This is a genomic window from Bacillus cereus group sp. BfR-BA-01330, assembly GCF_022663885.1.
Taxonomy (GTDB): domain Bacteria; phylum Bacillota; class Bacilli; order Bacillales; family Bacillaceae_G; genus Bacillus_A; species Bacillus_A cereus.
Genome location: NZ_JAKUGK010000003.1, coordinates 26,598 through 52,600 on the forward strand (window position 1 = coordinate 26,598; position 26,003 = coordinate 52,600).

Below are 26,003 nucleotides of genomic sequence, written 5' to 3' on the forward strand. Positions count from 1 at the left end.
GCGTATGAGTGATGTACTTGCTGATCGTACCCCTCCGCATAATATAGAGGCTGAGCAGGCGGTTTTAGGGGCCATATTGATTGATCAAGATGCGTTAACTTCAGCATCAGAGTTATTGGTACCTGATTCGTTCTATCGAACGAAACATCAAAAGATTTTTGAAGTCATGCTTGGGCTATCTGATAAGGGAGAGCCGATTGACTTAGTAATGATGACATCAGCAATGGCTGATCAAGGATTACTAGAAGAGGTTGGTGGGGTTTCTTACTTAGCAGAGTTAGCAGAAGTTGTGCCAACTGCAGCTAACGTAGAATATTACGCACGCATCATCGCTGAAAAGGCGCTTTTACGTCGTTTAATTCGCACGGCGACTCATATTGTATCGGATGGATACGAGAGAGAAGATGATGTGGATGGTCTTTTAAACGAGGCTGAGAAAAAAATATTAGAAGTATCCCATCAAACGAATGCAAAAGCATTCCAAAACATTAAAGATGTTCTTGTAGATGCTTATGACAAAATTGAACTTTTGCATAATCAAAAGGGTGAAGTTACTGGGATACCAACTGGGTTTACTGAATTAGATAAGATGACAGCAGGTTTCCAACGAAATGATTTAATTATCGTGGCAGCACGTCCATCAGTAGGGAAAACGGCATTTTCATTAAATATTGCACAAAACGTAGCGACGAAAACGGATGAAAATGTAGCGATTTTTAGTTTGGAGATGGGTGCTGATCAGCTTGTTATGCGTATGCTTTGTGCAGAAGGGAATATTGATGCACAAAGACTTCGTACTGGTTCATTAACTTCCGATGATTGGGCAAAATTAACAATGGCAATGGGGAGTCTCTCAAATGCTGGTATATATATTGATGATACGCCAGGTATTAAAGTAAATGAGATTCGAGCAAAATGTCGTAGATTAAAGCAAGAACAAGGTCTTGGTATGATTTTGATTGACTATTTGCAGCTTATTCAAGGAAGTGGGAAATCAGGAGAAAACCGTCAGCAGGAAGTATCTGAGATTTCTCGTACCTTAAAAGGGATTGCGCGTGAATTGCAAGTGCCTGTTATTGCTTTATCACAGTTATCTCGTGGTGTAGAATCTCGTCAAGATAAACGCCCGATGATGTCTGATATTCGTGAATCTGGAAGTATTGAGCAGGATGCTGATATTGTAGCTTTCCTATATCGTGAAGACTACTATGATCGAGAAACGGAAAACAAAAATACAATTGAAATTATTATTGCAAAACAACGTAACGGTCCAGTAGGTTCAGTGGAACTTGCATTCGTCAAAGAGTTCAATAAGTTCGTTAACTTAGAACGTCGTTTTGAGGATGGACATGCTCCACCGGCATAAAGGCAGTATAAAAAAGAAACACATTTCTTATAATAAGATGTGTTTCTTTTTTTTTATAAGAAAGATAAGGCTTTCATAAGTTAAATATATAATTCTTACGAACGAAAATGTTTCTTTGTGAAAAAATGTTCGCTTTTCGGTTGACTTCTCTTTCGGTTTTGGTACAATTATATTGTTTGAATAGATCGTTTGAAAATTGCGGAGGTGCTTTAATAATGTCTTCAGTAGTAGTTGTAGGAACACAATGGGGCGACGAAGGAAAAGGTAAAATCACTGATTTTCTTTCTGAGCATGCGGAAGTAGTTGCAAGATATCAAGGTGGAAATAACGCGGGACATACAATTGTTTTCGGCGGAGTTAAATATAAATTACACTTAATTCCATCTGGTATTTTCTATAAAGAGAAAATTTGTGTAATCGGAAACGGATTAGTAGTAGATCCAAAAGCATTACTTGAAGAGTTAAAATACTTACACGATCGTGGTGTAAGTACTGATAATTTACGTGTAAGTAACCGTGCACATGTTATTTTACCTTACCACTTAAAACAAGATGAGTTAGAAGAAGCAAGTAAAGGTGATAACAAAATCGGTACAACGAAAAAAGGTATCGGTCCTGCATATATGGATAAAGCTGCTCGTATTGGTATTCGTATGGCTGATCTTTTAGACCGTGAAGCATTTAAAGAGAAGCTTGAGCGCAATTTAGTAGAAAAAAATCGTTTATTTGAAAAAATGTACGATACAGAAGGTTTCACTGTAGAAGAAATTTTCGAAGAGTACTTCGAGTACGGGCAACAAATCGCGCAATATGTATGTGATACGTCTGTTGTATTAAATGATGCATTAGATAATAATCACCGTGTATTATTTGAAGGTGCGCAAGGTGTTATGCTTGATATTGACCACGGTACGTACCCGTTCGTTACATCTTCTAACCCAATTGCTGGTGGTGTAACAGTTGGAACTGGAGTTGGTCCTGCGAAAGTTACTCGCGTTGTAGGTGTATGTAAAGCATATACAAGCCGCGTTGGTGATGGTCCATTCCCTACTGAGCTTCATGATGAAATTGGTCATCAAATTCGTGAAGTTGGTCGCGAGTATGGAACGACAACTGGTCGTCCACGCCGCGTAGGTTGGTTCGATAGCGTTGTTGTAAGACATGCACGTCGTGTTAGTGGTTTAACGGATCTATCATTAAATTCTATCGACGTTTTAACAGGTATTCCAACTCTTAAAATTTGTGTAGCTTACAAATACAATGGCGAAGTTATTGATGAAGTTCCAGCTAACTTAAACATTTTAGCGAAATGTGAGCCTGTATATGAAGAGCTTCCAGGTTGGGAAGAAGATATTACTGGTGTAAAATCATTAGATGAACTTCCTGAAAATGCACGAAAATACGTAGAACGTGTTTCTGAGTTAACAGGAATTCAAATATCTATGTTCTCAGTTGGACCAGATCGTAACCAAACAAATATTGTTCGTAACGTATACGAAGCTTAATTAACATTTTTTAGAAAAAACTCATGTCTGCATGAGTTTTTTCTTATTCTTTTATAAAAAAACAAAAAAAGTATTGCAATAAATACAGAATACATGTTATGATACATCTTGTCGTCACGAAAATATGACGTTGGTGAGTATGAGCCATTAGCTCAGTTGGTAGAGCATCTGACTTTTAATCAGAGGGTCGAAGGTTCGAGTCCTTCATGGCTCACCATTTTATTTTTCGTGGCCCGTTGGTCAAGTGGTTAAGACACCGCCCTTTCACGGCGGTAACACGGGTTCGAATCCCGTACGGGTCATGTTTTTTTTTGCTTATTTTTGGTCCCGTGGTGTAGTGGTTAACATGCCTGCCTGTCACGCAGGAGATCGCCGGTTCGACCCCGGTCGGGACCGCCACTTTTGTTTATACCACCATTAGTGGTTTTATATATAGTTTTGGCTCGGTAGCTCAGTCGGTAGAGCAGAGGACTGAAAATCCTCGTGTCGGCGGTTCGATTCCGTCCCGAGCCACTCTCAGGATATTAAGTGGGCCCACTTAATATCCTTTTTATTTATGTAATTTTACAAAACTGAGTAGTTATTTTAAAATAGAACGAGGAGCCTCTAGCAGTTGAAGCTAGAGGTTTTTCTATAGATCGTATAGGATGCCGTGTAAAAGTGGATCATACATGAGTCTATGAGAATAGAGGAGAAAATACTTAAACAAAGGATGCGGTCATATAGGACATACTATGTAAACATCAATATGTTTAGGGATTATTGACCATATTTTTATAAGGAGGAAATAGACGATGATGGGAAAGAAAATTTTAGTAGTTGATGATGAAAAGCCGATTGCAGATATTTTGAAGTTTAACCTAGAAAAAGAAGGTTTTGAAATAGTAATGGCGCATGATGGTGATGAAGCAATTGAAAAGGCTAATGAAGAGCAACCAGATATGGTTTTATTAGATATTATGCTACCAGGTAAAGATGGCTTAGAGGTTTGCCGTGAAATACGTAAAAGCTCAGAAATGCCGATTATTATGCTTACAGCAAAGGACTCTGAGATTGATAAAGTATTAGGGCTTGAGCTTGGGGCAGATGATTATGTAACGAAGCCATTTAGTACGAGGGAATTACTTGCTCGTGTGAAGGCGAATTTACGCCGCCATCAACAAGGTGGTGCTGCGGAAAAAGAAGAAAATACAGAAATGGTTATTGGACCAATTGTGATTAATCCAAATGCATATAGTGTAACGAAGCGTGAGGAAAATATCGAGCTTACACATCGTGAATTTGAGTTGCTACATTATTTAGCGAAACATTTAGGACAAGTTATGACACGCGAACATTTATTACAAACAGTTTGGGGTTATGACTATTTTGGAGATGTGCGCACAGTAGACGTTACAGTACGTCGTTTGCGTGAAAAAATTGAAGATAATCCAAGCCATCCTACTTTAATTGTAACTAGACGTGGAGTAGGGTATTACTTGCGTGACCCAGAGCAGGAATAGTATATGAAGAAAGTTGGTTTTTTTCAATCTATTCATTTAAAATTTGTGCTTATATATATGCTATTAATATTAATAGCGATGCAAGTTATTGGAGTATATTTCGTAAGGGAATTAGAGAAGAGCTTAGTACAAGGTTTTAGGGATTCTTTAACGCAGCAAACAAACTTATTATCATATAATTTGAAGCAAGAGTTTAAAAAAAGTTATACAAAAGCAGAAACAGAGTCAACAGATGAAACGATTAAAACTTCAATTCGAAAATTTGCCTCTGATCAGAAGAAAGTTATACAAGAGGTAAGTGTATTTGATTCGCACAGAAAGTTACTGGCTATTTCAGATGAATCAAAGCAGAATAAGGTGAATCGAACATCAACTGATATAGCTGTTCAGCGAGTGTTAGTACAAAAAAAGCCGGAAGTGAAAATTGAGAAGGATGGTAGTACAGGTCATCGTGTTCAAGTTATGCTTACTCCGATTCTAGATGATAACGGTAAGGATGCGCTTGGTGTTATTTACATTGTGGCATCTATGGAAGATGTATATAAACAAATGAAGGATATAAATCAAATTTTTGCTACGGGAACAGTAATTGCTTTATTAGTAACAGCCGTACTTGGAATTTTATTGGCTCAAACAATTACAAGACCAATTTCAGATATGCGGAGACAAGCAATCGAAATGGCAAAAGGAAATTATTCGAGAAAAGTAAAAGTGCATAGCCATGATGAAATTGGACAACTGGCATTATCCTTCAATAATTTATCAAAAAAATTACAACAAGCTCGTTCTTCTACAGAAAGTGAAAGGCGTAAATTATCATCTGTTTTATCACATATGACAGATGGAGTAATTGCTACTGACCGAAAAGGGGATATTATTTTACTAAATGATCCTGCGGAAAAGATGTTAAATGTTTCTCGTGAAACAGCGCTCGATCAATCTGTTTTAGAGGTATTAGGAATACAGGAAGAATTTACGCTCGATCATTTATATGAAGAGCCAGATTCTGTTTTATTAGATTTTAGTACGAGAAACGAACCATATATTTTACGTGCTAGTTTCTCTGTTATTCAAAAAGAAACAGGGAAGGCAAATGGCTTAATTGCTGTACTATATGATGTAACAGAGCAGGAGCGTATAGAAAGGGAACGCCGTGAGTTTGTGGCGAATGTCTCTCATGAATTAAGGACGCCATTAACGACGATGCGCAGTTATTTAGAGGCACTTACAGATGGAGCATGGCAGGATCCAAATATTGCACCACAATTTTTAACGGTTACACAAGAAGAAACAGAAAGAATGATTAGACTTGTAAATGCGTTGTTACAGCTATCTAAACTTGATAGTACAGAGCATCGTTTAATGAAAGAATGGGTCGACTTTACTGATTTCTTTAATAATATTATTGATCGCTTTGAAATGTCTAAAGAGCAAAATGTAAGTTTCAAACGATCTTTCTCTAAGAAATCTAGATTTATTGATATGGATACTGACAAAATTACTCAAGTGCTGTATAACATTATTTCTAACGCATTAAAGTATTCACCAGAAGGTGGAACAGTAACATATCGTTTACGTGATCGCGGTGATTTATTAGAAATTAGTGTAAGTGACCAAGGAATGGGGATTCCAAAAGAAAACGTTGATAAAATCTTTGAACGTTTTTATCGCGTAGATAAAGCTCGTTCAAGACAAATGGGTGGTACTGGGCTTGGATTAGCAATTGCAAAAGAAATGATTGAGGCACATGGTGGCTCTATTTGGGCGAAGAGTGAAGAAGGAAAAGGGACAACTATTTATTTCACGTTACCAATGGCAGCAGATGAAGAGGACGATTGGGAATGAGTATGGAAAACTTTAAAACAATAGTTTTAATTAACCTAGTTGTAATTAGCCTATTTCTTACTTTTAACCTATGGACGTATGTGCCAGATTCTACATCCATGCAAAACGCGAAATTTGTGCAGGGAAATGAAGGAATGAACCAAACTAAAATTTCCGATGTTGTCCGTCCTACTTCTATCATCGTGCATAAAGATAAAAATCATTATGGGAGCAGAAGAGAGGCAGATATAGAATCAATCTATAAGCCTCTGGAAGTAGGGGAACTACATGATTTTAAAGAGATATCAATCACTAAGGGTGATTTCCTTTCATATGTGCATGGTGAAGGGAAAGTTGAACTTGTTTTCCCTACCGATATCCCATTTGATGCAGTAAAATCCATGTTTAACATGAAAGAGAAGAGTACAGATAAGCCTAAACATTTTAATCGTATTCTCCTCGATCCTTCTCGAAGTAAGGATCAAGAAATTAAAATTAACTTTGTTTCTGATGGTGATAACTTTAAAATATACGAGGCAAAATTAAGTGGCGTGTATTTAAAAGATATTGTAAATGCCCAAAATCAATTTATAGTATCAGCAAAGCCTTATTTTGATTATCAACTTAATGATATGAAAAAGTTATTTTTACCAGATGGAACGACAGAGTTAAACAATATAACATATATTTCATCTAATTTAGCAGTTGATACGTTTAAGAATGCTCTGTTTAGTGATCCTCGTTATTTAAGTCCGATTACCGAGATGTCGAAAGAAACATTTACAGATGGTATTAGATCCATGGAAATTGAAAACGATCGTCACATGCTAAAGTATAAAAACTCTTCTGTCTTAACTGAGAAAACGATAGATAATTTAATGCTTTTACAAAAAAGCTTTGAATTCGTAAGTGGTCACAGTGGAAGTTTGGATTCATATCGTTTGGACTATATGAATAAAGGAGAGACAGTATTTCGTTTAAATGAAGATGGATATTCAGTATTCAATGAAGATGGATTAGCTGAATTGAGACAAATATGGGGATCAGAAGAAGTAATGGAATATGAAAGACCGTTGCTGTCTTTAAATACTAAAGGTATAGAACAGAAGGTTACTCTTCCGTCAGGGCATGTTGTAATAGCATCTCTAGAAAATAATCCAGAGATAAAGAAACAAGTAATTAAGGATATTGGTATTGGATACAAGTTATCACTAGATGGACAAGTAGTTCGATTACAACCAATTTGGTATGTAAAGCTTGTTGAAGATGAAACAGGTAAACAGAAAATCTATGAGTGGAGTGAGGGAGGACTAAATGGATTGGGATCGGATTAAAACCATATTTATTGTGACCTTTTTTGTTTTGGACCTCTTTCTCATTTTCCAATTCATTCAAAAGCAAGATAGTAATCAATTGGAGCTTATTGCAGAAACAAAGATAGATCAAGAATTAAAAGCAAACAAAATTACGATGGGAAATATCCCTAAAGAACCGAAAAAAGAGTCATTTATTAGAGCGGAAAATAAAGCTTTTAAAGAAGAAGATATACAGTCTTTGAAAAATCAAACAGTGCATATACAAAATATGTACAAGATAGAAAGTAAGCTAAAAGAGCCTTTTTTAAATACGAAATCATTATCAAAAGATAAGTATAATGAATTTTTGAAGAACTATGTATTGGATGGACAAAAGTATGAATTTGGAGCGGTGAAAGACTCTAAAATTTATTTCTTCCAAAAATATAAAGATAAGCCTATTTTCTATAATAATCAGGCGATGATTGTTGTGGAATTAAATGAAAAAAATGAACTTGTTTCATATACGCAGACAATGCTAACTGATTTAAAAGAAATGGGCGAAGGTGAAAAAACGAAAGAGCAAGAAATTATTACGGCTCAAACAGCCTTAGAAAATTTGTATTTAAAAAATAAAATTCATGGAAATACGCATGTTAAAGAAGCGCAAATTGGTTATGCCACTCTTACCGCATCTACTTCTAATAACCAAGTACTGGCTCCAACGTGGAATTTGAAAACGGAGCAGAAGCAGGACTTCTTTGTGAATGCAATTGAAGGACAAGTTATGGAATTAGGAGAAAAGGAAAATCAAGTGGTTGATGAACATACTGGAGTGAGAAAGAATGGGGTTGCATTTTAGCGTACTTGCAAGTGGAAGTACAGGAAATATGCTATACGTAGGAACCGATGAAAAAAAATTACTAGTCGACGCAGGTTTAAGTGGTAAAGCAACAGAGGCTTTATTTAAACAAGCAGAACTGAATATAAATGATGTATCAGGTATTCTTGTAACGCATGAGCATAGTGATCATATTAAAGGTTTAGGTGTACTGGCACGTAAATATGATTTACCTGTTTATGCGAATGAGAAAACATGGAATGCAATGGAACATTTAATAGGAAATATCCCAACTGAACAAAAGTTTATTTTCTCAGTTGGTGATGTGAAAACCTTTGGTGATATTGAAGTCGAGTCATTTGGAGTTTCTCATGATGCGGCAGAACCGATGTTTTATGCTTTCCATAACAATAATAGGAAGTTAGCGCTTATTACAGATACGGGATACGTAAGTGACCGTATGAAAGGCGTTATTAAGGGAGCTAATGCTTTCGTATTTGAAAGTAATCATGATGTAGAAATGCTTCGTATGGGACGTTATCCATGGAGCATTAAACGACGTATTTTAAGTGACGTTGGGCATGTTTGTAATGAGGATGCTGCATTAGCGATGGCAGATGTAATTACAGATGAGACAAAGCATATTTATTTAGCCCATTTAAGCTTAGATAATAACATGAAAGAACTAGCGCGTATGTCAGTATCACAAGTACTAGAGGAAAAAGGATTTGGAGTGGGTGAATCCTTTGAAATTCACGATACAGATCCAAAAATGCCTACAAAAATTCAATACGTATAATTCTTCATTTTAGTAAACAATAAAGGTGAATATAGTTGTTTTCAGGAAGATAGGTGAACAAATATGTCCTTTATTGATGAAGAAAATTATCGTATGAAACGTGCAGGAAAAAAGAAGCACAAAGGTATAGTTCTTTCTAGTATAGCGGGAACAATTGTAGGAGCTTCTTTATTCGCGTTTGGAGCGCCTTTATTTTCAAATTCTGCTGATACGCTTCCGCAAGCTGAAGCAAGCGGAAGTAATATGGCCGAAGCTCAAGGGATTAAACAGATTAGCTTTGTAGATGCTGTTGATCGTGCATCTGAAGCTGTTGTGGGTGTTATTAACATTCAACGAGATAACTTTTCAGAGGCAGATTCAGAGGCCGGTACAGGATCAGGAGTAATTTATAAAAAGACAGATGGTCAAGCTTATATTGTAACGAATAATCATGTTGTAGCTGGAGCGAATCGTATTGAAGTAAGTCTAAGTGACGGTAAGAAGGTTCCTGGAAAAGTATTAGGAACCGATGTAGTCACAGACTTAGCTGTATTAGAAATAGATGCAAAGCATGTGAAAAAAATAATTGAAATTGGCGATTCTAATACTGTTCGCAGAGGAGAGCCAGTTATTGCGATTGGAAACCCACTTGGACTGCAATTTTCTGGAACAGTTACACAAGGTATTATTTCAGCTAATGAACGTATTGTCCCTGTAGATTTAGATCAAGATGGACATTATGATTGGCAAGTAGAAGTGTTACAAACAGATGCAGCGATTAATCCGGGGAATAGTGGCGGTGCGCTTGTAAATGCAGCAGGACAATTAATTGGTATTAATTCAATGAAAATTGCTGCAAAAGAAGTAGAAGGAATCGGCCTTGCTATTCCGGTGACTAGAGCTGTTCCGATTATGAATGAACTTGAGAAGTATGGAAAAGTAAGAAGACCATATGTTGGGATTGAACTTAGGTCATTAAATGAAATTCCAAACTATTATTGGTCAAAAACATTACATTTACCAGGTACTGTAACAGAGGGAGTTTGTATTTTGGATGTGAAAAGTCCTTCGCCAGGTGCGGATGCTGGTTTAAGAGAACATGATGTTATTGTGGCGGTAGATGGAAAACCGATTCGCGATATTATTGGATTCCGTACGGCCTTATATGATAAGGAAATTAATGATAAAATGACTCTTACGTTTTATCGTGGCACAAAAAGAGTAACAACAACGGTGAAATTAGGCATTCAAAAGTATTAAAAACAGGAGGGCCTACCTCCTGTTTTCTATTGTAGAAAAGTGAGGTGAAGAAAATGAATTTACCTTGTTGTTTAGAGCATGTTGAATTAGCGTTAGATATTATTGTGGATGAGTGTGAAGTTGCGCCAGTTATCAACAATGTGGATAACTTGGAAAAAGAGAAAAAAACATGTAAATTTTGTCAAAATGAGGCGACGTATGTTGTATCGAACACAGATTCTCACACAACATGTGGGTAGTATTTGTGGATATGTGGATAAGTTTTGTGGATAACATGTTTGTAAGGTGGAGGATACGTGTGAATATCTCGATTATTTCAATTGGGAAATTAAAAGAAAAATATTTGAAACAAGGTATAGCAGAATACTTAAAACGATTATCTGCATACGCAAAAGTAGAAGTAATTGAATTGCCTGATGAAAAGGCGCCAGAAAATTTAAGTGAAGCAGAAATGTTAATTGTAAAGGAAAAAGAAGGTATACGTATACTGGATAAAATTTCCGATGACACGCATGTGATTGCATTAGCTATAGAAGGAAAGCAAAAGTCATCAGAAGAATTTGCGGTAAGCCTAGATCGCCTTGCTACATACGGAAAGAGTAAAGTCGCATTTGTAATTGGTGGATCACTCGGACTAAGTTCAGAAGTGATGAAGCGTTCAAACGAATCACTTTCTTTTTCAAAGATGACGTTACCACACCAATTAATGCGATTAGTGTTGCTTGAGCAAGTGTATAGAGCGTTTCGGATTAATCGTGGGGAACCGTATCATAAGTAATGTATTCTATATAAAACACTGATATTATCATATTTATTTTATTATGCCTATAACTGGAGGCTATGTGAATGGTAAGTGATCAGACGAGATATTCTAGGCTCGCGAATATAACAAAAATAATAAATACGAAATTAGAACTACGTGACGTATTGCAGCGTGTGACAATGGCGATATCAGAGGAGATTGTTAGGTGCGACGCTGTTGGAATTTATTTACCCCAGGAAGATGGAACATTTAGAGGGTTTGCAGGAAAACCAGAGACTATAAATGGTGTAACACTCGATACTCAAGTAATTGATCCTGAAATAGACTTACTGGCAAAAGAAGTTATTGAAACGAAAAGAACCATCTATATTCCTGATACCTCAAAGGATCATCGACCAGATCCGAGACCGGTTAATGCATTCAAAATTAAGTCCTTATTAGCTCTGCCTATCTCATTTGGGCAAGAGTTATTTGGTCTGGTTTTTTTATTTGATTATGGAATTCCGATGAACTTAACAGATTCAGAAATTCAAAGTGTTGAAGCTTATGTAAATATGGCTGCGGTTGCAATTCAAAACGCAAATAATTTAAAACAAAAGGAAAACCTTATTGCTGAGAAACAACTGTTACTAAATGTTACACGTGATTTATCGATGTGTTCCTCGATACAGGAGAGTTTTGATAAATGTTTTTTTTACCTAGAACAGATTTTAGAGAGTAAAAATATGACTGCTCATCTTCTAGATCCGCTAGACAAAACAACAATTAAAACAACGAAATTAAGTAAGGACTGTCATTGGACAGAAGCGGATTGGACAGAGAAAAGCTATGAAGCCAAGATCCAAGAGGTTATTCAAACAAAAAATATAGATAGTAAGGGTCTATTGATGATTCCATTGGTTTCAATGGGAGAAGTATTAGGGGTAATCGTCGTTGGCAAAGAAGGAAAAGCTCACAATTATGATGATTCACAACTTCAACTAGCAAAATCTATCGTTGATGCCACAGCCCCTACGTTTTCGAATTTGTTGTATATGGATCAACTAGAGAGCATAGTGGAAGAGCGAACGAGAGAGCTAGCTGCTGCTAATGAAAAAGTTACAAGTGTGATTGAATGTATTACGGATGGATTTTTTATTTTAAATAATAAATGGGAATTTACGTACGTAAATAAGCACCAATATTTTCCGCAAAGAAAAACAGCAAAAGATGTATTAGGAAAGAATATATGGAATGTTTTCCCGAGTGAAATTGACACAGTTATGTATAAGGAATTTCATCGTGCGATGTCAGAGCGAACTACAGTTCATTTCGAATTTCTTTCTACTGCAGATGAATATTGGCACGAAGTTATTGCATACCCATATGATGATGGTATTTGTTGTATTTTTAAAAACATAACGGAAAAAAAGAAATATGAACAGGAATTGAAAAGATTATCCAATATAGATTTAATAGGGCAAATGGCAGCAGGTATCAGCCATGAAATTAGAAATCCAATGACAACAGTACTGGGATTTTTACAGTTATTAAAAGAAGAGAATACCTATGAGAAACATAATAAGTACTTTCATTTAATGATTGAAGAACTTAACCGTGCCAATTCTATTATTACTGAATTTCTCTCAATGGGTAATACAAGGAAATTGGATTTGCAGATGTTAGATTTAAATTCAATTATCCGCGATATTATTCCTTTAATAAAGATTGATACGTACAATCAAAATAAATATATTCAAGTCGATACAAATGACATTCCAGAATTACTTTTAAATCGTAATGAGATACGGCAATTATTAATGAATCTATATCGTAATGGCTTAGAAGCGATGAATACAGGGAAAGTTCTAACCATTAGCACTTACAAGGAAGGTCAAAATTGTGTGGTGCTTGCAGTGCGGGATCAAGGAAAAGGTATCAGGCCTGAAGTATTAGAGAAACTGGGTACGCCGTTTTACACGACCAAAGATAATGGAACTGGATTGGGGTTAGGTGTATGTTATGCCATTGCTGCCCGCCATAATGCAAAAATAGAAATTCAAACAGGATCGGAAGGCACTACCTTTTTTGTTAAATTTAATTATGAAAATAATAAAAAATAACCTTATTTAGAATAGTTACGATGAACCGTATCATAAATAAATTTATTCTTTGTATATAAAAGGATAAAAAGACCATTGGACAAAAATTACCGATGGTCTTTTAAATATTATTAGATGGTATGTAGATTTCCTAAAATAAGTATGTTTCTATTTCCATAAAAATATGCTGTAATATGAAGAGGAAAAAGTATAAGTAGTTAGAGAAGTGAGGAATTAAAGGTGAAGAAGTTTAAGAAGTTTTACTTGGAGATTACGAGTGTATGTAATCTTGCGTGTAGCTTTTGTCCGCCGACGGAAAGGCAGAAGCAATTCATTTCTGTGGAGGATTTTGCTAAAAGATTAGACCAAATTAAACCTCACACAGACTACATTTATTTGCACGTGAAGGGTGAGCCGTTGCTCCACCCGAAAATAGATCAACTATTAGACTTAAGTCATGAAAAAGGGTTTAAAGTTAATATTACAACGAACGGAACGTTAATTAATAAGAGAAGACATAGGCTGTTAAATAAGCCTGCGTTAAGACAAATGAATTTTTCACTGCATAGTTTTGATGGACATCCAGGTTCGCAAGATAAAGAGGGCTATGTAAGGAGTATACTTTCCTTCATTAGGGAAGCGACAAGTCAATCAGATTTAATTGTATCGTTAAGGTTATGGAATTTAACTCAGGATAATAAAACAAATGCTGAAATCCAGAAAAATAGAGAGTTATTATCTATAATTGAAAATGAATTTGATCTATCTTATCAAATTGAAGAGAAGCTTACACCAGGAAAAGGTATAAAAATTGCAGAACGTGTCTTTATTAATCAAGACTATGAATTCCAGTGGCCAGCTTTACATGAGGAAGAGGATGATGGGAAAGGATTCTGTCATGGACTTCGTAATCAAGCAGGTATTTTAGCGAATGGAACAGTTATTCCTTGTTGTTTAGATGGTGAAGGGATTATTAACCTTGGGAATATTAATAATGATTCATTTTCTAACATTATTGAAGGTGAAAGAGCAACAAACATTGTCGATGGATTTTCGAAAAGAGTTGCGGTTGAAGAACTTTGCAGGAAATGTGGATATCGCAAACGGTTTGGGAAGTAAATATGAAATAAGCCCTCATTAAAGCGAGGGTTTATTTTTTTATTCTTGATAAGAATGCTCTAATTCATCAATTAATGAACCAACGTAAGAAACAGCTTTACGGATTGCATCTGGTTTTGACATATCTACTCCGGCATGTTTCATTGTACCACCAGCGATCAATAGCAGGTTGTACTTCCTCTTTAATCATTTGAGCTACTGCAGTGGATGCAGTGTGTGCTGCCTTTTTTGTAGTATTTCTAGTAACGATTTACGGAAAGGTTCAAGTTTTGTTTCTTCAGTTAAATATTTTTCAATTGTTCCTTCGCCGAATATGAGGATTTCATTATGAATAAAGGATAGTGCAGTATGTACTTTCGTCCATAAAGCAGAAATTTTGGAAGAGTTCGCTTGAATACTTGGATTTGTACGATCAGTAGATTCTTTTAAATTTGCATATGAGTATAGTTTTGTTAACGTCATTAAAAGCTCTTCTTCTAAAAGTAGGCAATTTAATAAAGTGTGGGAGCTAGTATGTAAATGCCCTTTAAGTGAATCAAGTTTCTGTATATCATTTTCCAATGCGTTTAATGCAGCATGCCATTCGGCATCAGAATTATACAAATCGGATAAATCCCATGTTAGTTCAGCAGGTACCTCTGCGCGATTAAGGCGATTTTCCATTACATTTTTCAAGTCGTATCTCCTCCTTATTAAGACTATCTAAACACATAATACCGGAAAATTCATTTAATTAAAATATTTTACATTTTTATATACAAAAAAGAAGGACAAGCATGAAAATGCTTGTCCTTCGAGTTAATTTAAGAATTAATATACTTTGTCACCATTGAAAATCGAGTTTTTCACGACAACATAATCTACAGTACGAATAGCGTCTAATTTTGTTCCGCCAGCGTAAGAGATAGAAGATTGAAGATCTTGTTCCATTTCGATTAACGTATCTTCTAAAGAACCTTTATGCTCAACGAACATTTTCTTACCTTCAACGTTTTTCTTCTCACCCTTTTGGAATTCAGAAGCAGAACCGAAGTATTCTTTATAAAGTTTGCCATCTCTTTCAATTGTTTCCCCTGGAGACTCTTCGTGACCAGCGAATAGAGAACCGATCATGACCATAGTTGCCCCAAATCGAATAGATTTAGCTACGTCGCCGTGTGTACGAATACCACCATCAGCGATAATTGGCTTACTTGCAGCTTTTGCACACCAGCGAAGTGCAGCTAGCTGCCAACCACCAGTTCCGAAGCCTGTTTTAATTTTAGTAATACAAACTTTACCAGGTCCAATACCAACTTTTGTTGCATCGGCACCAGCATTTTCTAATTCTCTTACCGCTTCTGGAGTTCCAACGTTTCCAGCGATAACGAAGCTCTCTGGTAAATGTTTTTTAATATGTTGAATCATGTTGATCACAGCATTAGAATGACCGTGTGCGATATCAATCGTGATATATTCAGGTGTAAGTTGCTCAGCAGCTAATTGTTGTACGAATTCATATTCGTCCTCTTTTACACCAACGCTGATAGAAGCGATTAATCCACGTGATTGCATATCTCTAATGAATGAGATTCGTTTCTCTGGTTGGAAACGATGCATGATATAAAAGTAGTTGTTCTCAGCTAAATAAGTTGCAATTCTTTCATCAATAATCGTTTGCATATTTGCAGGCACGACAGGTAATTTAAATTTATGTTTTCCTAAAGTGACAGTTGTATCACATTCAGAGCGGCTATTTACAATACATTTTGCAGGAATTAATTGAATATCTTCATAGTCGAATACGTTTTCCATCATTTACACCCCTAAAATACGAATATTTTATTTTTATTAATTAAAAATGTTCGTCCATAGGATAATTTACATTATTTTTATTAAGAAGTCAAAGGTTTAATTATTAATTTGGAATTTAAATTTTATTTAATGTTTTTTGTATTTAAATGTCTATAATGTATTTTAATGTTTATTGGTTTACTGTAGAATTATATTTGGAAAATAGTAGATAGATATATTAATTATGGGAGAGGTTTTATGGGACGTTTAGTTTATATGGATTGGCTACGCGTATTAGCAACAATTGCGGTCGTTACAATTCACGTTTCTGCTGGTTATGTTTCTATGTTAGATGCAAGTAACGTATCGCGTTGGATGGCTGGTAATTTTTATGATTCATTTTCACGTGCTAGTGTTCCGATATTTGTAATGATTAGCGGAGCTTTATTGTTAAGGGGAGCAAAAGATAGTTCTATTGGGGAATTTTTAAAGAAACGTGCAAGTAAAGTAATCATACCTTTTATAGGTTGGAGTGCTATATTTTACATCTATGGAGCTTGCGTAGGATATTTTCCGGCTTCTTTAAAACAGGGGGTAAAGTATTTTTTAACAAATAGTATTGGTTTACATCTATGGTTCTTATACATGATTGTAGGAATATACCTAATCGCCCCTTTACTGAAAGTATTCGTGAAAAATGCTAAAAAGAGAGAGATAGAATATTTTTTAATTTTATGGTTATATGCATCTGTTATAGTCAAACTAGTAAATTATTATTATCCTATCAACTTTAATATCGAACTATTTTATGTGACAAACTATGTAGGATATTTTCTACTAGGTTATTACTTATCTAATTATGATATTGCAAAAAAATGGAGAAACCTATCTTATATTGGGGGAATTTTAGGGTTTATTGGTACGTTCTTTATTACATACTATTATACAGTCAAAGCTAATGGGCAATTGGACCAATATTGGTATGAATATTTTGCGCCAGGTGTTGTACTTATGGCAATTGGATTATTTGTCTTTTTTAAATACACTTTCCAAAATTCGGAAAGACAATTACCATTTTTATTACGTGGTATAAACCAAGCAAGTCTTGGAATTTATATTCTTCACTTTTTCTTATTAAATAACTATCTATACATAGTTATTCCAAAGGTAGATGCCCATGTACATGCAATACTGGCAATACCTATAAATGTAATGATTACACTTTTTCTGAGTATGATAATAACTTTAGTATTGCAACGAATACCATTTGTAAAAAGGTTAGTTCCGTAAATATATTTTATCTAAAAAAATATATTTTTCATTATGTAGGTAGGCAGGCTTATTATTAAGACTGCCCTTTTCTATGTTGTTTTAAAAAATAATATAAAAAGAGTTATACTTAGGTTAAGATGATATTTCAACGAATTGCAAATATTAGTTTGATATATCATCTTAGTATAATTAAGTGTAGGAGAATAAAAAATATAATTATTAAATAAAGAATAAAATGAGGTTAGTACATGAGTAAAAGAAGCTTTGCTGAGTATACATTAAGTAAAGAAATTATAAGAGCACTTAATGGTTTAGGGTATAATCATCCAACAGAAGTACAAGGTGAGGTTATTCCAGTCGCATTACAAAAGAAGGATCTTGTTGTGAAGTCCCAGACTGGAAGTGGAAAAACAGCTTCATTTGGTATTCCACTTTGTGAAATGGTGGAGTGGGAAGAGAATAAACCACAAGCATTAGTTTTAACACCAACGAGAGAGCTTGCGGTACAGGTAAAAGAAGATATTACAAATATAGGTCGATTCAAAAGGATTAAGGCTGCGGCAGTTTATGGGAAATCTCCATTTGCACGTCAAAAATTAGAATTAAAGCAAAAGACACATATTGTAGTTGGGACTCCTGGTCGTGTGTTGGATCATATTGAGAAGGGTACCCTTTCTTTAGAGTGTTTGAAGTATTTAGTTATTGATGAAGCAGATGAGATGCTAAATATGGGCTTTATCGATCAAGTAGAGGCAATTATTGATGAATTACCTACAAAAAGAATGACGATGTTATTTTCAGCAACACTTCCAGAAGATGTTGAGAAATTGTCTCGTACATATATGAATTCACCAATTCATATTGAAATTAAAGCAGCTGGGATTACGACGGATAAAATTGAACATACTCTTTTTGAGGTGATAGAAGACGAGAAGCTTTCACTACTTAAAGATGTAACAACGATTGAGAATCCTGATAGCTGTATTATTTTCTGCCGTACACAAGAAAATGTAGATCATGTATATAGACAATTAAAACGAGCTAACTATCCTTGTGACAAAATACATGGTGGTATGGTACAAGAAGATCGTTTTGAAGTCATGGATGATTTTAGAAAAGGAAAATTCCGTTATTTAGTAGCAACAGATGTAGCTGCGAGAGGAATTGATATTGATAATATTACACATGTTATTAATTATGATATTCCACTTGAAAAAGAAAGCTACGTACATCGTACTGGAAGAACAGGACGAGCTGGAAATAGTGGAAAAGCTATTACATTTATAACACCATATGAAAATAGATTTTTAGAAGAGATTGAGGAGTATATTGGATTTGAAATTCCAAAGGCAATTGGACCTTCAAAAGAAGAAGTTATGAAAGAGAAAGCTGCATTTGAAGAAAAGATACATGCTAAACCAATTATAAAGAAAGATAAAAATGCAGATATCAACAAAGGCATTATGAAGCTGTACTTTAATGGCGGGAAGAAAAAGAAAATTAGGGCGGTAGATTTCGTCGGTACAATTGCTAAAATTAAAGGTGTTACAGCAGAAGATATAGGTATTATTACGATACAAGATAATGTTTCTTACGTTGAAATATTAAATGGAAAAGGACCACTTGTCTTGAAAGTCATGAAGACTACAACGATTAAAGGGAAACAACTAAAAGTTCATGAAGCAATTAAGTAAATAAAAAACTATCCACTTTAATAGGTGGATAGTTTTTTATTTATGATTCTTTTAAATCATCCACTAGTTGCTCCGCTAAACGTCTATACATATTACTCATAGTCACGAAGGATGTTAGTAGTAGAAATTTTTCTAGCTTTGTATCTTCTAAGGAAGAAATCTCATTTACTTCTGTAACACGGTTATTTACGTCTTGTTTAAAGCTTTCGACATTGCTTTCAGTAAGAGCAAGATAATTTTTGTATAACGTATTTAATTCGAATGAATCATCATTTAATAAGGAGTCATTTATAGTTTCTAATGAACTTTTTATGTCGTTAATGGAGAGAGCTCCCTTTAATTGATAAATTAGGCTAATTAAAATCATATGCTCTTTTGAATACTTTTTATTTTTGATAGGGATGAATAGTTTCCCTTTTGCGTAATTATTAATCATCGTTTTTGTTAATACTTTTTCATCATCAGTTCTCGTTGTATCTGCATAAGTATTCTCAAATAGTTGGACAACTTGGTCTACATATAAGTCAACATTTGGAATATCCTCAAGTTTAATGTTTTTTTCTAAATGTAATGTCTTAAGTAATTCATTTATATTTTCCACGTAGAATCCCTCACTTTTATAACTTAGTGGAACTTAATGTTTAATATATCTTTAAATATGGTATTACGAAACAAATGAATTGTAAATGTTGACCTTAAAAAGAAATGTGTATATAATTACATGTAGTTATCAAAACTACATGTAATTATATGAGGGGTGTTATTATGAATACTTATGTAAGGGAACCAGTTAATGCATTTACTCACTTAGGTGGAGCGATATTATCATTTATTGCGTTATTAGCTATGCTTGTGAAAGTTTCTATCAAGATGCCATCATTTGCTGCAATTACAGCTGTTATTTTGTTTGGTATTGGAATGATGGTCCTTTATACGGCGTCAGCTGTATATCATAGTGTTGTGGCCAATGAACGTGTTATATACTTCTTTAGGAAGCTAGATCATTCTATGATTTTTATATTAATTGCAGGTACATATGCACCCTTTTGCTTAATTACATTAAATTCAGCAAGTGGTTTGCTATTATTTTGTTTAGTCTATGCAACTGCGATTTGTGGCATTGTATTTAAAATGTTTTGGTTTAATTGTCCAAGGTGGTTATCGACAGCAATTTATATTACGATGGGTTGGTTAATTGTTTTATTCTTTGCGCCGTTAGCTGAGAATTTAAGTACAGGAGGCATTATTTTCTTAGTACTTGGTGGCATTTTTTATACAATTGGTGGATTTATTTATGGAACAAAGCCAAAATGGTTAGAGTTTAAATATATGGGGCATCATGAAATTTTTCATGTTTTTGTATTATTAGGTAGTCTTGCGCATTTTCTAAGTGTATATTGTTACGTAATTTAATAAAAAAACGCCACATAATAAAAATTATGTGGCATTTTTTTATTACCTGATTAGAATCGTATATGTTATAAAATTATTATGGGATAAAATGTAAGTTTCTGTGTTCGCATGTTAAACATAGGATAAGAAATATGTGATATACTTTGAGAAGTTTATAATGAATGAAATATGGAGGACTATAATTATGGCAATACTTGTAACAGGTGGAGCAGGATATATTGGTAGTCATACATGTGTAGAATTACTAAATAGCGGTTACGAAGTTATAGTAGTGGATAATCTTTCGAATAGCTCGGTAGAATCTATAAATCGAGTAAAAGAAATAACAGGAAAACAATTTAAGTTTTATAAAGAAGATGTTTTAAATCGCGAAGCGCTTGACGCAATTTTTGAAGAAAATTCAATTGAAGCAGTTATTCACTTTGCAGGATTTAAAGCTGTAGGGGAGTCAGTAGCGATTCCATTAACATATTATCATAACAACATTACAAGCACGTTAGTGCTATGTGAAGTAATGCAGAAACATAATGTAAAGAAGATAATCTTTAGTTCATCTGCAACTGTATATGGTATCCCGGAAACGTCACCGATTACCGAGGAGTTTCCATTAAGTGCAACAAATCCATATGGTCAAACGAAATTAATGATTGAGCAAATTATGCGTGATGTAGCATTTGCAGATGCAGAATGGAGTATCGCATTACTTCGCTATTTCAATCCATTTGGTGCACACGAAAGTGGGCGTATCGGAGAAGATCCAAATGGAATCCCAAATAACTTAATGCCATATGTAACGCAAGTAGCGGTAGGTAAGTTAAAAGAATTAAGCGTATTCGGAAATGACTATCCAACGAAAGATGGAACAGGAGTCCGTGATTACATCCATGTTGTGGACTTAGCAAATGGTCACGTAAAGGCGCTTGAGAAAGTACTGAGTACAACGGGAGTAGATGCTTATAACTTGGGCACAGGTATGGGCTATACTGTACTAGAGATGGTTGAAGCGTTTGAAAAAGTTTCGGGCAAGAAAGTTCCTTATAAAATTACAGAGCGTCGCCCAGGTGATGTGGCAGTATGTTTTGCTGATGCATCGAAAGCAAAGCGTGAATTAGGCTGGGAGGCAACACGCGGATTAGAAGAAATGTGTGCAGATTCTTGGAAATGGCAATCAAATAATAAAAATGGCTATTTAGAAGTTTAATGATGAATATAAAAAAATGACCTTTGCATAAAAGCAAGAGGTCATTTTTTATTAATTTTATTAGCGAACCTAGAAAAGAACGTTCGCTGTTTTAAATGATGTGATTTTACAATATCTTATGCTAGAAGGTAGTAGAATGAGATAGAGGAATGTATTATTTTATTAATTTTTTATAGAAATTGAAAGCGTATTATTGAAAAGTATTCCAACACTTGTATCATTGCTAGAGTCCGTTTATAATCAAGGAATCCTAGTTCATGTTTTAATAGGATTATTTATTATTGAAAGCGTTTTAAGTTCGCTCCTTTTTGAGGTAGGAGGTCTGACTTATTTGGATGAAAAATTATGTATGTAGTTTTAAATGGGAAGAAAAATAATATAAGTATCACTTTATAGTGTGGGGAGGTTAAAAGTGTGAAAGGTAAAGATTTTCACACGAATATATATGGGTTATGTAGGATTATTACTTTCAGGGGCAGCTTTATTTTTAAATAGTCTTGTTATATTAGGGAAAGCAGAGATGAAAAGTGCGGGTGTTTTTAATTTATTTGTGGGTGCACTACAAATTATTATTCCGTTTTATTTGATCATGATTTCTGACCAAAGCAATTGGACAGTGTATTCATATGCGGCTACTTTCTTATTTGGATTAACTTATTTATATGTAGGTGTTACTTTTATAAAAGGAATGGATAGTAGTGGTCTAGGATGGTTTTGTATTTGGGTAGCAATTATAGCCTTATTCTATATGGTTGTTTCATTTGTTCAATTCCATGATGTTGTTAATGCGTTAACGTGGTTTATGTGGGCATTACTTTGGTATTTATTCTTTGTATTAAATACACAAAAGAAGAACATTAATCAATATCTTGGAAGGATTGCCTTCGTACAATCATGGGTAACATTGACTTTACCTTCACTCTTTTATTTTATGGGAGTGTGGGGAGAGGGATTTGTATATGAACTATGGGTTTATGTATCAGTAATTTCTATTTTGTACTTCTGTTATTGTATTTATAAATATCGAGTACGTTAATATATTTTCTGTAGAAAAGCATGGAATCGTTAAACGAATTCCATGCTTTTTATATGTTGGCACTTATAATAGAGAGGTAGTATTTTACAATTTGTTAAAATGGGGATGATGAAGTTGAAAAAAGTATTGGTGCTAGGGGGAACAAGATTTTTTGGTAAACATTTAGTAGAAGCACTTTTGCAAGAGGGGCACGATGTAACGATTGCGACGAGGGGAGTTACTGAAGATTCTTTTGGTAGCGCAGTAAAAAGAATAATTATTGATAGAGAAGATGGAAAGCTACTAGAAAAGCGTCTAGAAGGAAAAAATTATGATATTGTATACGATAATTTATGCTATAGCTCGAATGCAGCGAAGATAATATGTGAAGTGTTACGAGGGAAAACGAAGAAATATGTTATGACATCTTCAATGGCCGTCTATGAACCTGCCCTAAGCTTATCAGAAGAAGACTTTAATCCGTACGATTATGCAATCGCGTATGGAGATAGGAATGACTTCAATTATGGTGAAGGAAAGAGATTAGCTGAAGCCGTTGTATTTCAACAAGCAACATTCCCAGTTGTTGCAGTTCGTTTTCCAGTTGTTATTGGAGAAAACGATTATACGAAAAGGTTACAATTTTACGTTGAATGTATTGTGAACCAAAAACCTATCGTTGTGGATCATGTAGATGGAACTTTTTCATTTATACATGAAAAAGAGGCAGGAGAGTTTCTAGCTTGGTGCGGAATGGAAAATGTGAAAGGGCCAATTAACGCCTGTAGTAACGGGGTAGTTTCTACGGAAGAAATTATTCATTTCATAGAAGAGAAGACAGGAATAAAAGCACTCATTCAGAAAGCTGGGGAAAATATAGCTCCTTATAATGAGGTAACTAACTGTACATTACATAATGGAAAGGCTCGTGAATTCGGATTTTTGTTCCGAGAGCTGAAACTAGAAATGAAAAATGTTTTAAAACATTATATAAATACAATGAAGTAATCATAAATCCCCCGGTGGCAATCCGGGGGATTCTGGAGGATTTCGACAATACTGATTTTACATTACCAAATTTACCTTATACGTACGACTAATGTTTTTGTGATTGAATTGCTTGTAAATACTTCTCGTTTACTTGGTCCCAGTTTACTGTATGCCACCAGTTGGTAACAAACTCTGGGCGCCTATTTTGATACTTTAAATAATAAGCATGTTCCCATACATCAATTACGAGTAAGGGGATTTTCCCTTCTTGCAAAGGCGTATCTTGATTTGGTGTACTCATAACAGAGAGTTCCTCACCGTCAAGAACAAGCCATCCATAGCCACTTCCAAAACGACTAATAGCTGCTTTGGAAAGTTGATCTTTTAAGTTGTCAAAGGTATTGAAATAATAATCAATTACTTTTGCAACGTCTCCATTAGGCTCACCGCCACCTCGTGGGCTCATCACTTCCCAAAAAAGACTATGACAATAGTGACCACCACCGTTATTTCGTACAGCTGTAACAATTTCCTTCGGTAAAGCATCTAAATTACATAGCAATTCTTCTAAAGATTTATTATGTAATTCAGTATAATTTTCTAAAGTAGCATTTAAATTGTTTACGTATGTCGCATGGTGCTTTCCATGATGAATGGAAAGTGTATTGCTATCAATATGTGGCTCTAGTTCATCATAGTCATATGAAAGCTTTGGCAATTGAAATGAAGACATAACATTACCTCCTTTCTACTTAAAAAGTTGGTCTAGGTAAAAATACTTTACCTGAGTCAAAAATACACCCATTTTCCATATAAGTCAATAGTAAGTCCATTAATTTTCTGAAAAATATTACAATAAAAGTAACACTCTCACTTTCATTTGTGACTCCTATCCTTTTTGCTTATACTGTAAAGTAGCAGGGTTTTGTTGAAATAGAAGGAGATTGTTTATGAGTAAAACGAAACAATTAATAGAGGAAGCAAGTAATTTTATTACGATTTGTTATAAGGAGCTTCATAAAGAACAATTGATAGAAGAACGTATAAAAGAAATTCAAATTGAGATAGAAAAGACAGGGACATATGAGCATACATTTGAAGAACTTGTTCATGGTTCACGAATGGCATGGCGTAACAGTAATAGATGTATTGGAAGACTATTTTGGAGTAAGATGCACATATTAGATGCGCGCGAAGTAAATGATGAAGAGGGTGTATATAATGCATTAATTCATCATATTAAATATGCAACGAACGACGGGAAAGTTAAACCAACCATTACGATTTTTAAGCAATATCAAGGTGAAGAAAATAATATAAGAATTTATAATCACCAATTGATTCGATATGCAGGATATAAAACAGAAACGGGAGTGATTGGTGATTCTCATTCCGCTACATTTACGGACTTTTGTCAGGGGCTTGGTTGGCAAGGAGAAGGTACGAATTTCGATGTATTGCCACTTGTGTTCTCTATAAACGGGAAGGCGCCTACATATAAAGAAATTCCGAGAGAAGAAGTAAAAGAAGTGCCAATTGAACACCCAGAATACCCTATTTCATCACTTGGAGTAAAATGGTATGGTGTTCCAATGATTTCAGATATGCGTTTAGAAATTGGTGGTATTTCTTATACAGCCGCTCCGTTCAATGGATGGTATATGGGAACAGAAATTGGGGCGCGCAACTTAGCAGATCATGATCGTTATAATTTACTTCCGGCTGTTGCGGAGATGATGGATTTAGATACATCGAGAAACGGTACCTTATGGAAAGATAAGGCGCTAATTGAGTTGAATATTGCCGTACTACACTCCTTTAAAAAACAAGGAGTTAGTATTGTTGATCACCATACTGCTGCACAACAATTTCAGCAATTTGAGAAGCAAGAAGCTGCTTGTGGTCGTGTTGTAACAGGTAATTGGGTATGGCTTATTCCGCCATTATCTCCAGCTACCACTCACATTTATCATAAACCGTATCCGAATGAAATTTTGAAGCCAAATTTCTTTCATAAATAATATTTAGTGTAGGTTTTTTCTGTGAAATATAATTTTTTTTAATTACTGTTATGTAGCAAATGGAAGCCTTTACTCTCGGTTATTTTTGGAAGAGGCTTTTTGAACCAAGGAGTACCTTATGTTATAATCAAATTTCTGTTTCGAAGACCTTATAGAAATATAAGGTCTTTTGTTTTGCTTTTTTATGTAAGAGGAAGAGGATTTTTCTTTTTAATAAGGGATTTGGCATATTTTTAGGGACAACATAAGTATGTGGGAAGTCGATAAAATGTTATGCATATATAATTATT

At 34.7% G+C, this 26,003-nt stretch carries 23 protein-coding genes, 4 tRNA genes and 1 pseudogene; 23 read left to right on the forward strand and 5 right to left on the reverse strand.

What is annotated here, in order from left to right; genetic code table 11:
• Positions 1 to 4 precede the first annotated feature (4 nt).
• The 16 genes from dnaB to MR112_RS09400 all read left to right on the forward strand — a co-directional run bounded on the left by dnaB (position 5) and on the right by MR112_RS09400 (position 14,334).
• Positions 5 to 1,366 (forward strand): replicative DNA helicase, encoded by a 1,362-nt coding sequence (gene dnaB / locus MR112_RS09325; RefSeq protein ID WP_001286148.1) that lies wholly within the window; start codon positions 5 to 7, stop codon positions 1,364 to 1,366.
• 215 nt (positions 1,367 to 1,581) lie between these two features.
• Positions 1,582 to 2,871, forward strand: coding sequence for an adenylosuccinate synthase (locus MR112_RS09330; protein WP_000100238.1), 1,290 nt, complete (start codon positions 1,582 to 1,584; stop codon positions 2,869 to 2,871).
• Positions 2,872 to 3,012: 141 nt separating this feature from the next.
• A tRNA-Lys gene (locus MR112_RS09335) sits at positions 3,013 to 3,088 on the forward strand.
• 13 nt (positions 3,089 to 3,101) lie between these two features.
• Positions 3,102 to 3,173, forward strand: a tRNA-Glu gene (locus MR112_RS09340).
• 21 nt (positions 3,174 to 3,194) lie between these two features.
• Positions 3,195 to 3,270: transfer RNA gene (locus MR112_RS09345), tRNA-Asp, on the forward strand.
• 41 nt (positions 3,271 to 3,311) lie between these two features.
• Positions 3,312 to 3,384 (forward strand) — tRNA-Phe (locus MR112_RS09350).
• A 281-nt stretch (positions 3,385 to 3,665) separates the two neighbouring features.
• Positions 3,666 to 4,373 (forward strand): cell wall metabolism DNA-binding response regulator WalR, encoded by a 708-nt coding sequence (walR, locus tag MR112_RS09355; protein ID WP_000971865.1) that lies wholly within the window; start codon positions 3,666 to 3,668, stop codon positions 4,371 to 4,373.
• Between the two features lie 3 nt (positions 4,374 to 4,376).
• Positions 4,377 to 6,218 (forward strand): cell wall metabolism sensor histidine kinase WalK, encoded by a 1,842-nt coding sequence (gene walK, locus MR112_RS09360; RefSeq protein WP_000755367.1) that lies wholly within the window; start codon positions 4,377 to 4,379, stop codon positions 6,216 to 6,218.
• Positions 6,215 to 7,531 (forward strand): YycH family regulatory protein, encoded by a 1,317-nt coding sequence (locus tag MR112_RS09365; RefSeq protein WP_000061560.1) that lies wholly within the window; start codon positions 6,215 to 6,217, stop codon positions 7,529 to 7,531. The genes walK and MR112_RS09365 overlap by 4 nt, the downstream gene beginning before the upstream one ends.
• Positions 7,512 to 8,354, forward strand: coding sequence for a two-component system regulatory protein YycI (locus MR112_RS09370; RefSeq protein ID WP_000383740.1), 843 nt, complete (start codon positions 7,512 to 7,514; stop codon positions 8,352 to 8,354). Before MR112_RS09365 ends, MR112_RS09370 begins: the two co-directional genes overlap by 20 nt.
• Positions 8,338 to 9,132 carry an MBL fold metallo-hydrolase gene (locus MR112_RS09375; RefSeq protein ID WP_000522837.1) on the forward strand — a complete coding sequence of 265 codons (795 nt, stop codon included), beginning with the start codon at positions 8,338 to 8,340 and terminating at the stop codon, positions 9,130 to 9,132. Before MR112_RS09370 ends, MR112_RS09375 begins: the two co-directional genes overlap by 17 nt.
• A 63-nt stretch (positions 9,133 to 9,195) precedes the next feature.
• Positions 9,196 to 10,371, forward strand: coding sequence for a S1C family serine protease (locus MR112_RS09380; protein WP_000008031.1), 1,176 nt, complete (start codon positions 9,196 to 9,198; stop codon positions 10,369 to 10,371).
• A 53-nt stretch (positions 10,372 to 10,424) separates the two neighbouring features.
• The gene (locus MR112_RS09385; protein ID WP_242244900.1) at positions 10,425 to 10,610 is read left to right on the forward strand and encodes a CxxH/CxxC protein; all 186 of its coding nucleotides are present in this window, start codon (positions 10,425 to 10,427) and stop codon (positions 10,608 to 10,610) included.
• A gap of 59 nt (positions 10,611 to 10,669) precedes the next feature.
• On the forward strand, positions 10,670 to 11,149 hold the full coding sequence (gene rlmH / locus MR112_RS09390) for a 23S rRNA (pseudouridine(1915)-N(3))-methyltransferase RlmH (RefSeq protein WP_001027003.1): 480 nt from the start codon (positions 10,670 to 10,672) through the stop codon (positions 11,147 to 11,149).
• A 68-nt stretch (positions 11,150 to 11,217) separates the two neighbouring features.
• Positions 11,218 to 13,236 (forward strand): GAF domain-containing sensor histidine kinase, encoded by a 2,019-nt coding sequence (locus MR112_RS09395; RefSeq protein ID WP_000253113.1) that lies wholly within the window; start codon positions 11,218 to 11,220, stop codon positions 13,234 to 13,236.
• 219 nt (positions 13,237 to 13,455) lie between these two features.
• The gene (locus tag MR112_RS09400) at positions 13,456 to 14,334 is read left to right on the forward strand and encodes a radical SAM/SPASM domain-containing protein (RefSeq protein ID WP_000713633.1); all 879 of its coding nucleotides are present in this window, start codon (positions 13,456 to 13,458) and stop codon (positions 14,332 to 14,334) included.
• A 39-nt stretch (positions 14,335 to 14,373) separates the two neighbouring features.
• Here MR112_RS09400 and MR112_RS09405 read toward each other — a convergent pair whose 3' ends face one another.
• The 3 genes and pseudogenes from MR112_RS09405 to guaC form a co-directional block, all read right to left on the reverse strand.
• The gene (locus MR112_RS09405) at positions 14,374 to 14,478 is read right to left on the reverse strand and encodes an oligoendopeptidase F (protein WP_050252267.1); all 105 of its coding nucleotides are present in this window, start codon (positions 14,476 to 14,478) and stop codon (positions 14,374 to 14,376) included.
• A 60-nt stretch (positions 14,479 to 14,538) separates the two neighbouring features.
• Positions 14,539 to 15,009, reverse strand: a pseudogene (locus tag MR112_RS09410) (oligoendopeptidase F); the annotation flags it as partial.
• 135 nt (positions 15,010 to 15,144) lie between these two features.
• Positions 15,145 to 16,128, reverse strand: coding sequence for a GMP reductase (guaC, locus tag MR112_RS09415; RefSeq protein ID WP_000432447.1), 984 nt, complete (start codon positions 16,126 to 16,128; stop codon positions 15,145 to 15,147).
• A 237-nt stretch (positions 16,129 to 16,365) separates the two neighbouring features.
• Between guaC and MR112_RS09420 the strand changes: the two genes are divergently transcribed.
• Both MR112_RS09420 and MR112_RS09425 read left to right on the forward strand, forming a co-directional pair.
• On the forward strand, positions 16,366 to 17,397 hold the full coding sequence (locus MR112_RS09420; protein ID WP_000533187.1) for an acyltransferase: 1,032 nt from the start codon (positions 16,366 to 16,368) through the stop codon (positions 17,395 to 17,397).
• 230 nt (positions 17,398 to 17,627) lie between these two features.
• Positions 17,628 to 19,073, forward strand: coding sequence for a DEAD/DEAH box helicase (locus MR112_RS09425; RefSeq protein ID WP_000044733.1), 1,446 nt, complete (start codon positions 17,628 to 17,630; stop codon positions 19,071 to 19,073).
• Between the two features lie 40 nt (positions 19,074 to 19,113).
• Here the strand turns inward: MR112_RS09425 and MR112_RS09430 are convergent, their stop codons facing one another.
• Positions 19,114 to 19,674, reverse strand: a complete 561-nt coding sequence (locus tag MR112_RS09430; protein ID WP_000427884.1) for a DUF1836 domain-containing protein — start codon at positions 19,672 to 19,674, stop codon at positions 19,114 to 19,116.
• A 164-nt stretch (positions 19,675 to 19,838) separates the two neighbouring features.
• Here MR112_RS09430 and trhA point away from each other — a divergent pair, with 164 nt between their 5' ends.
• The 4 genes from trhA (at position 19,839) to MR112_RS09450 (ending at position 23,710) form a co-directional block, all read left to right on the forward strand.
• Positions 19,839 to 20,486: a PAQR family membrane homeostasis protein TrhA gene (gene trhA, locus MR112_RS09435; protein ID WP_001099728.1), complete on the forward strand. Its 648-nt coding sequence runs from the start codon at positions 19,839 to 19,841 to the stop codon at positions 20,484 to 20,486.
• A 184-nt stretch (positions 20,487 to 20,670) separates the two neighbouring features.
• A complete protein-coding gene (galE, locus tag MR112_RS09440) occupies positions 20,671 to 21,687 on the forward strand; it encodes a UDP-glucose 4-epimerase GalE (protein ID WP_242244901.1) in 1,017 nt (338 codons plus the stop codon).
• Positions 21,688 to 22,132: 445 nt separating this feature from the next.
• On the forward strand, positions 22,133 to 22,723 hold the full coding sequence (locus MR112_RS09445) for an AmiS/UreI family transporter (RefSeq protein ID WP_000542569.1): 591 nt from the start codon (positions 22,133 to 22,135) through the stop codon (positions 22,721 to 22,723).
• A gap of 99 nt (positions 22,724 to 22,822) precedes the next feature.
• Positions 22,823 to 23,710: an NAD-dependent epimerase/dehydratase family protein gene (locus tag MR112_RS09450; protein ID WP_242244902.1), complete on the forward strand. Its 888-nt coding sequence runs from the start codon at positions 22,823 to 22,825 to the stop codon at positions 23,708 to 23,710.
• 88 nt (positions 23,711 to 23,798) lie between these two features.
• Here MR112_RS09450 and sodA read toward each other — a convergent pair whose 3' ends face one another.
• A complete protein-coding gene (gene sodA, locus MR112_RS09455) occupies positions 23,799 to 24,425 on the reverse strand; it encodes a superoxide dismutase [Mn] (protein ID WP_000094037.1) in 627 nt (208 codons plus the stop codon).
• A gap of 217 nt (positions 24,426 to 24,642) precedes the next feature.
• On the opposite strand from sodA, the gene MR112_RS09460 reads away from it, so the two are divergent.
• Complete coding sequence (locus MR112_RS09460) at positions 24,643 to 25,713, forward strand: nitric oxide synthase oxygenase (RefSeq protein ID WP_000047627.1); 1,071 nt, start codon at positions 24,643 to 24,645, stop codon at positions 25,711 to 25,713.
• Positions 25,714 to 26,003 lie beyond the last annotated feature (290 nt).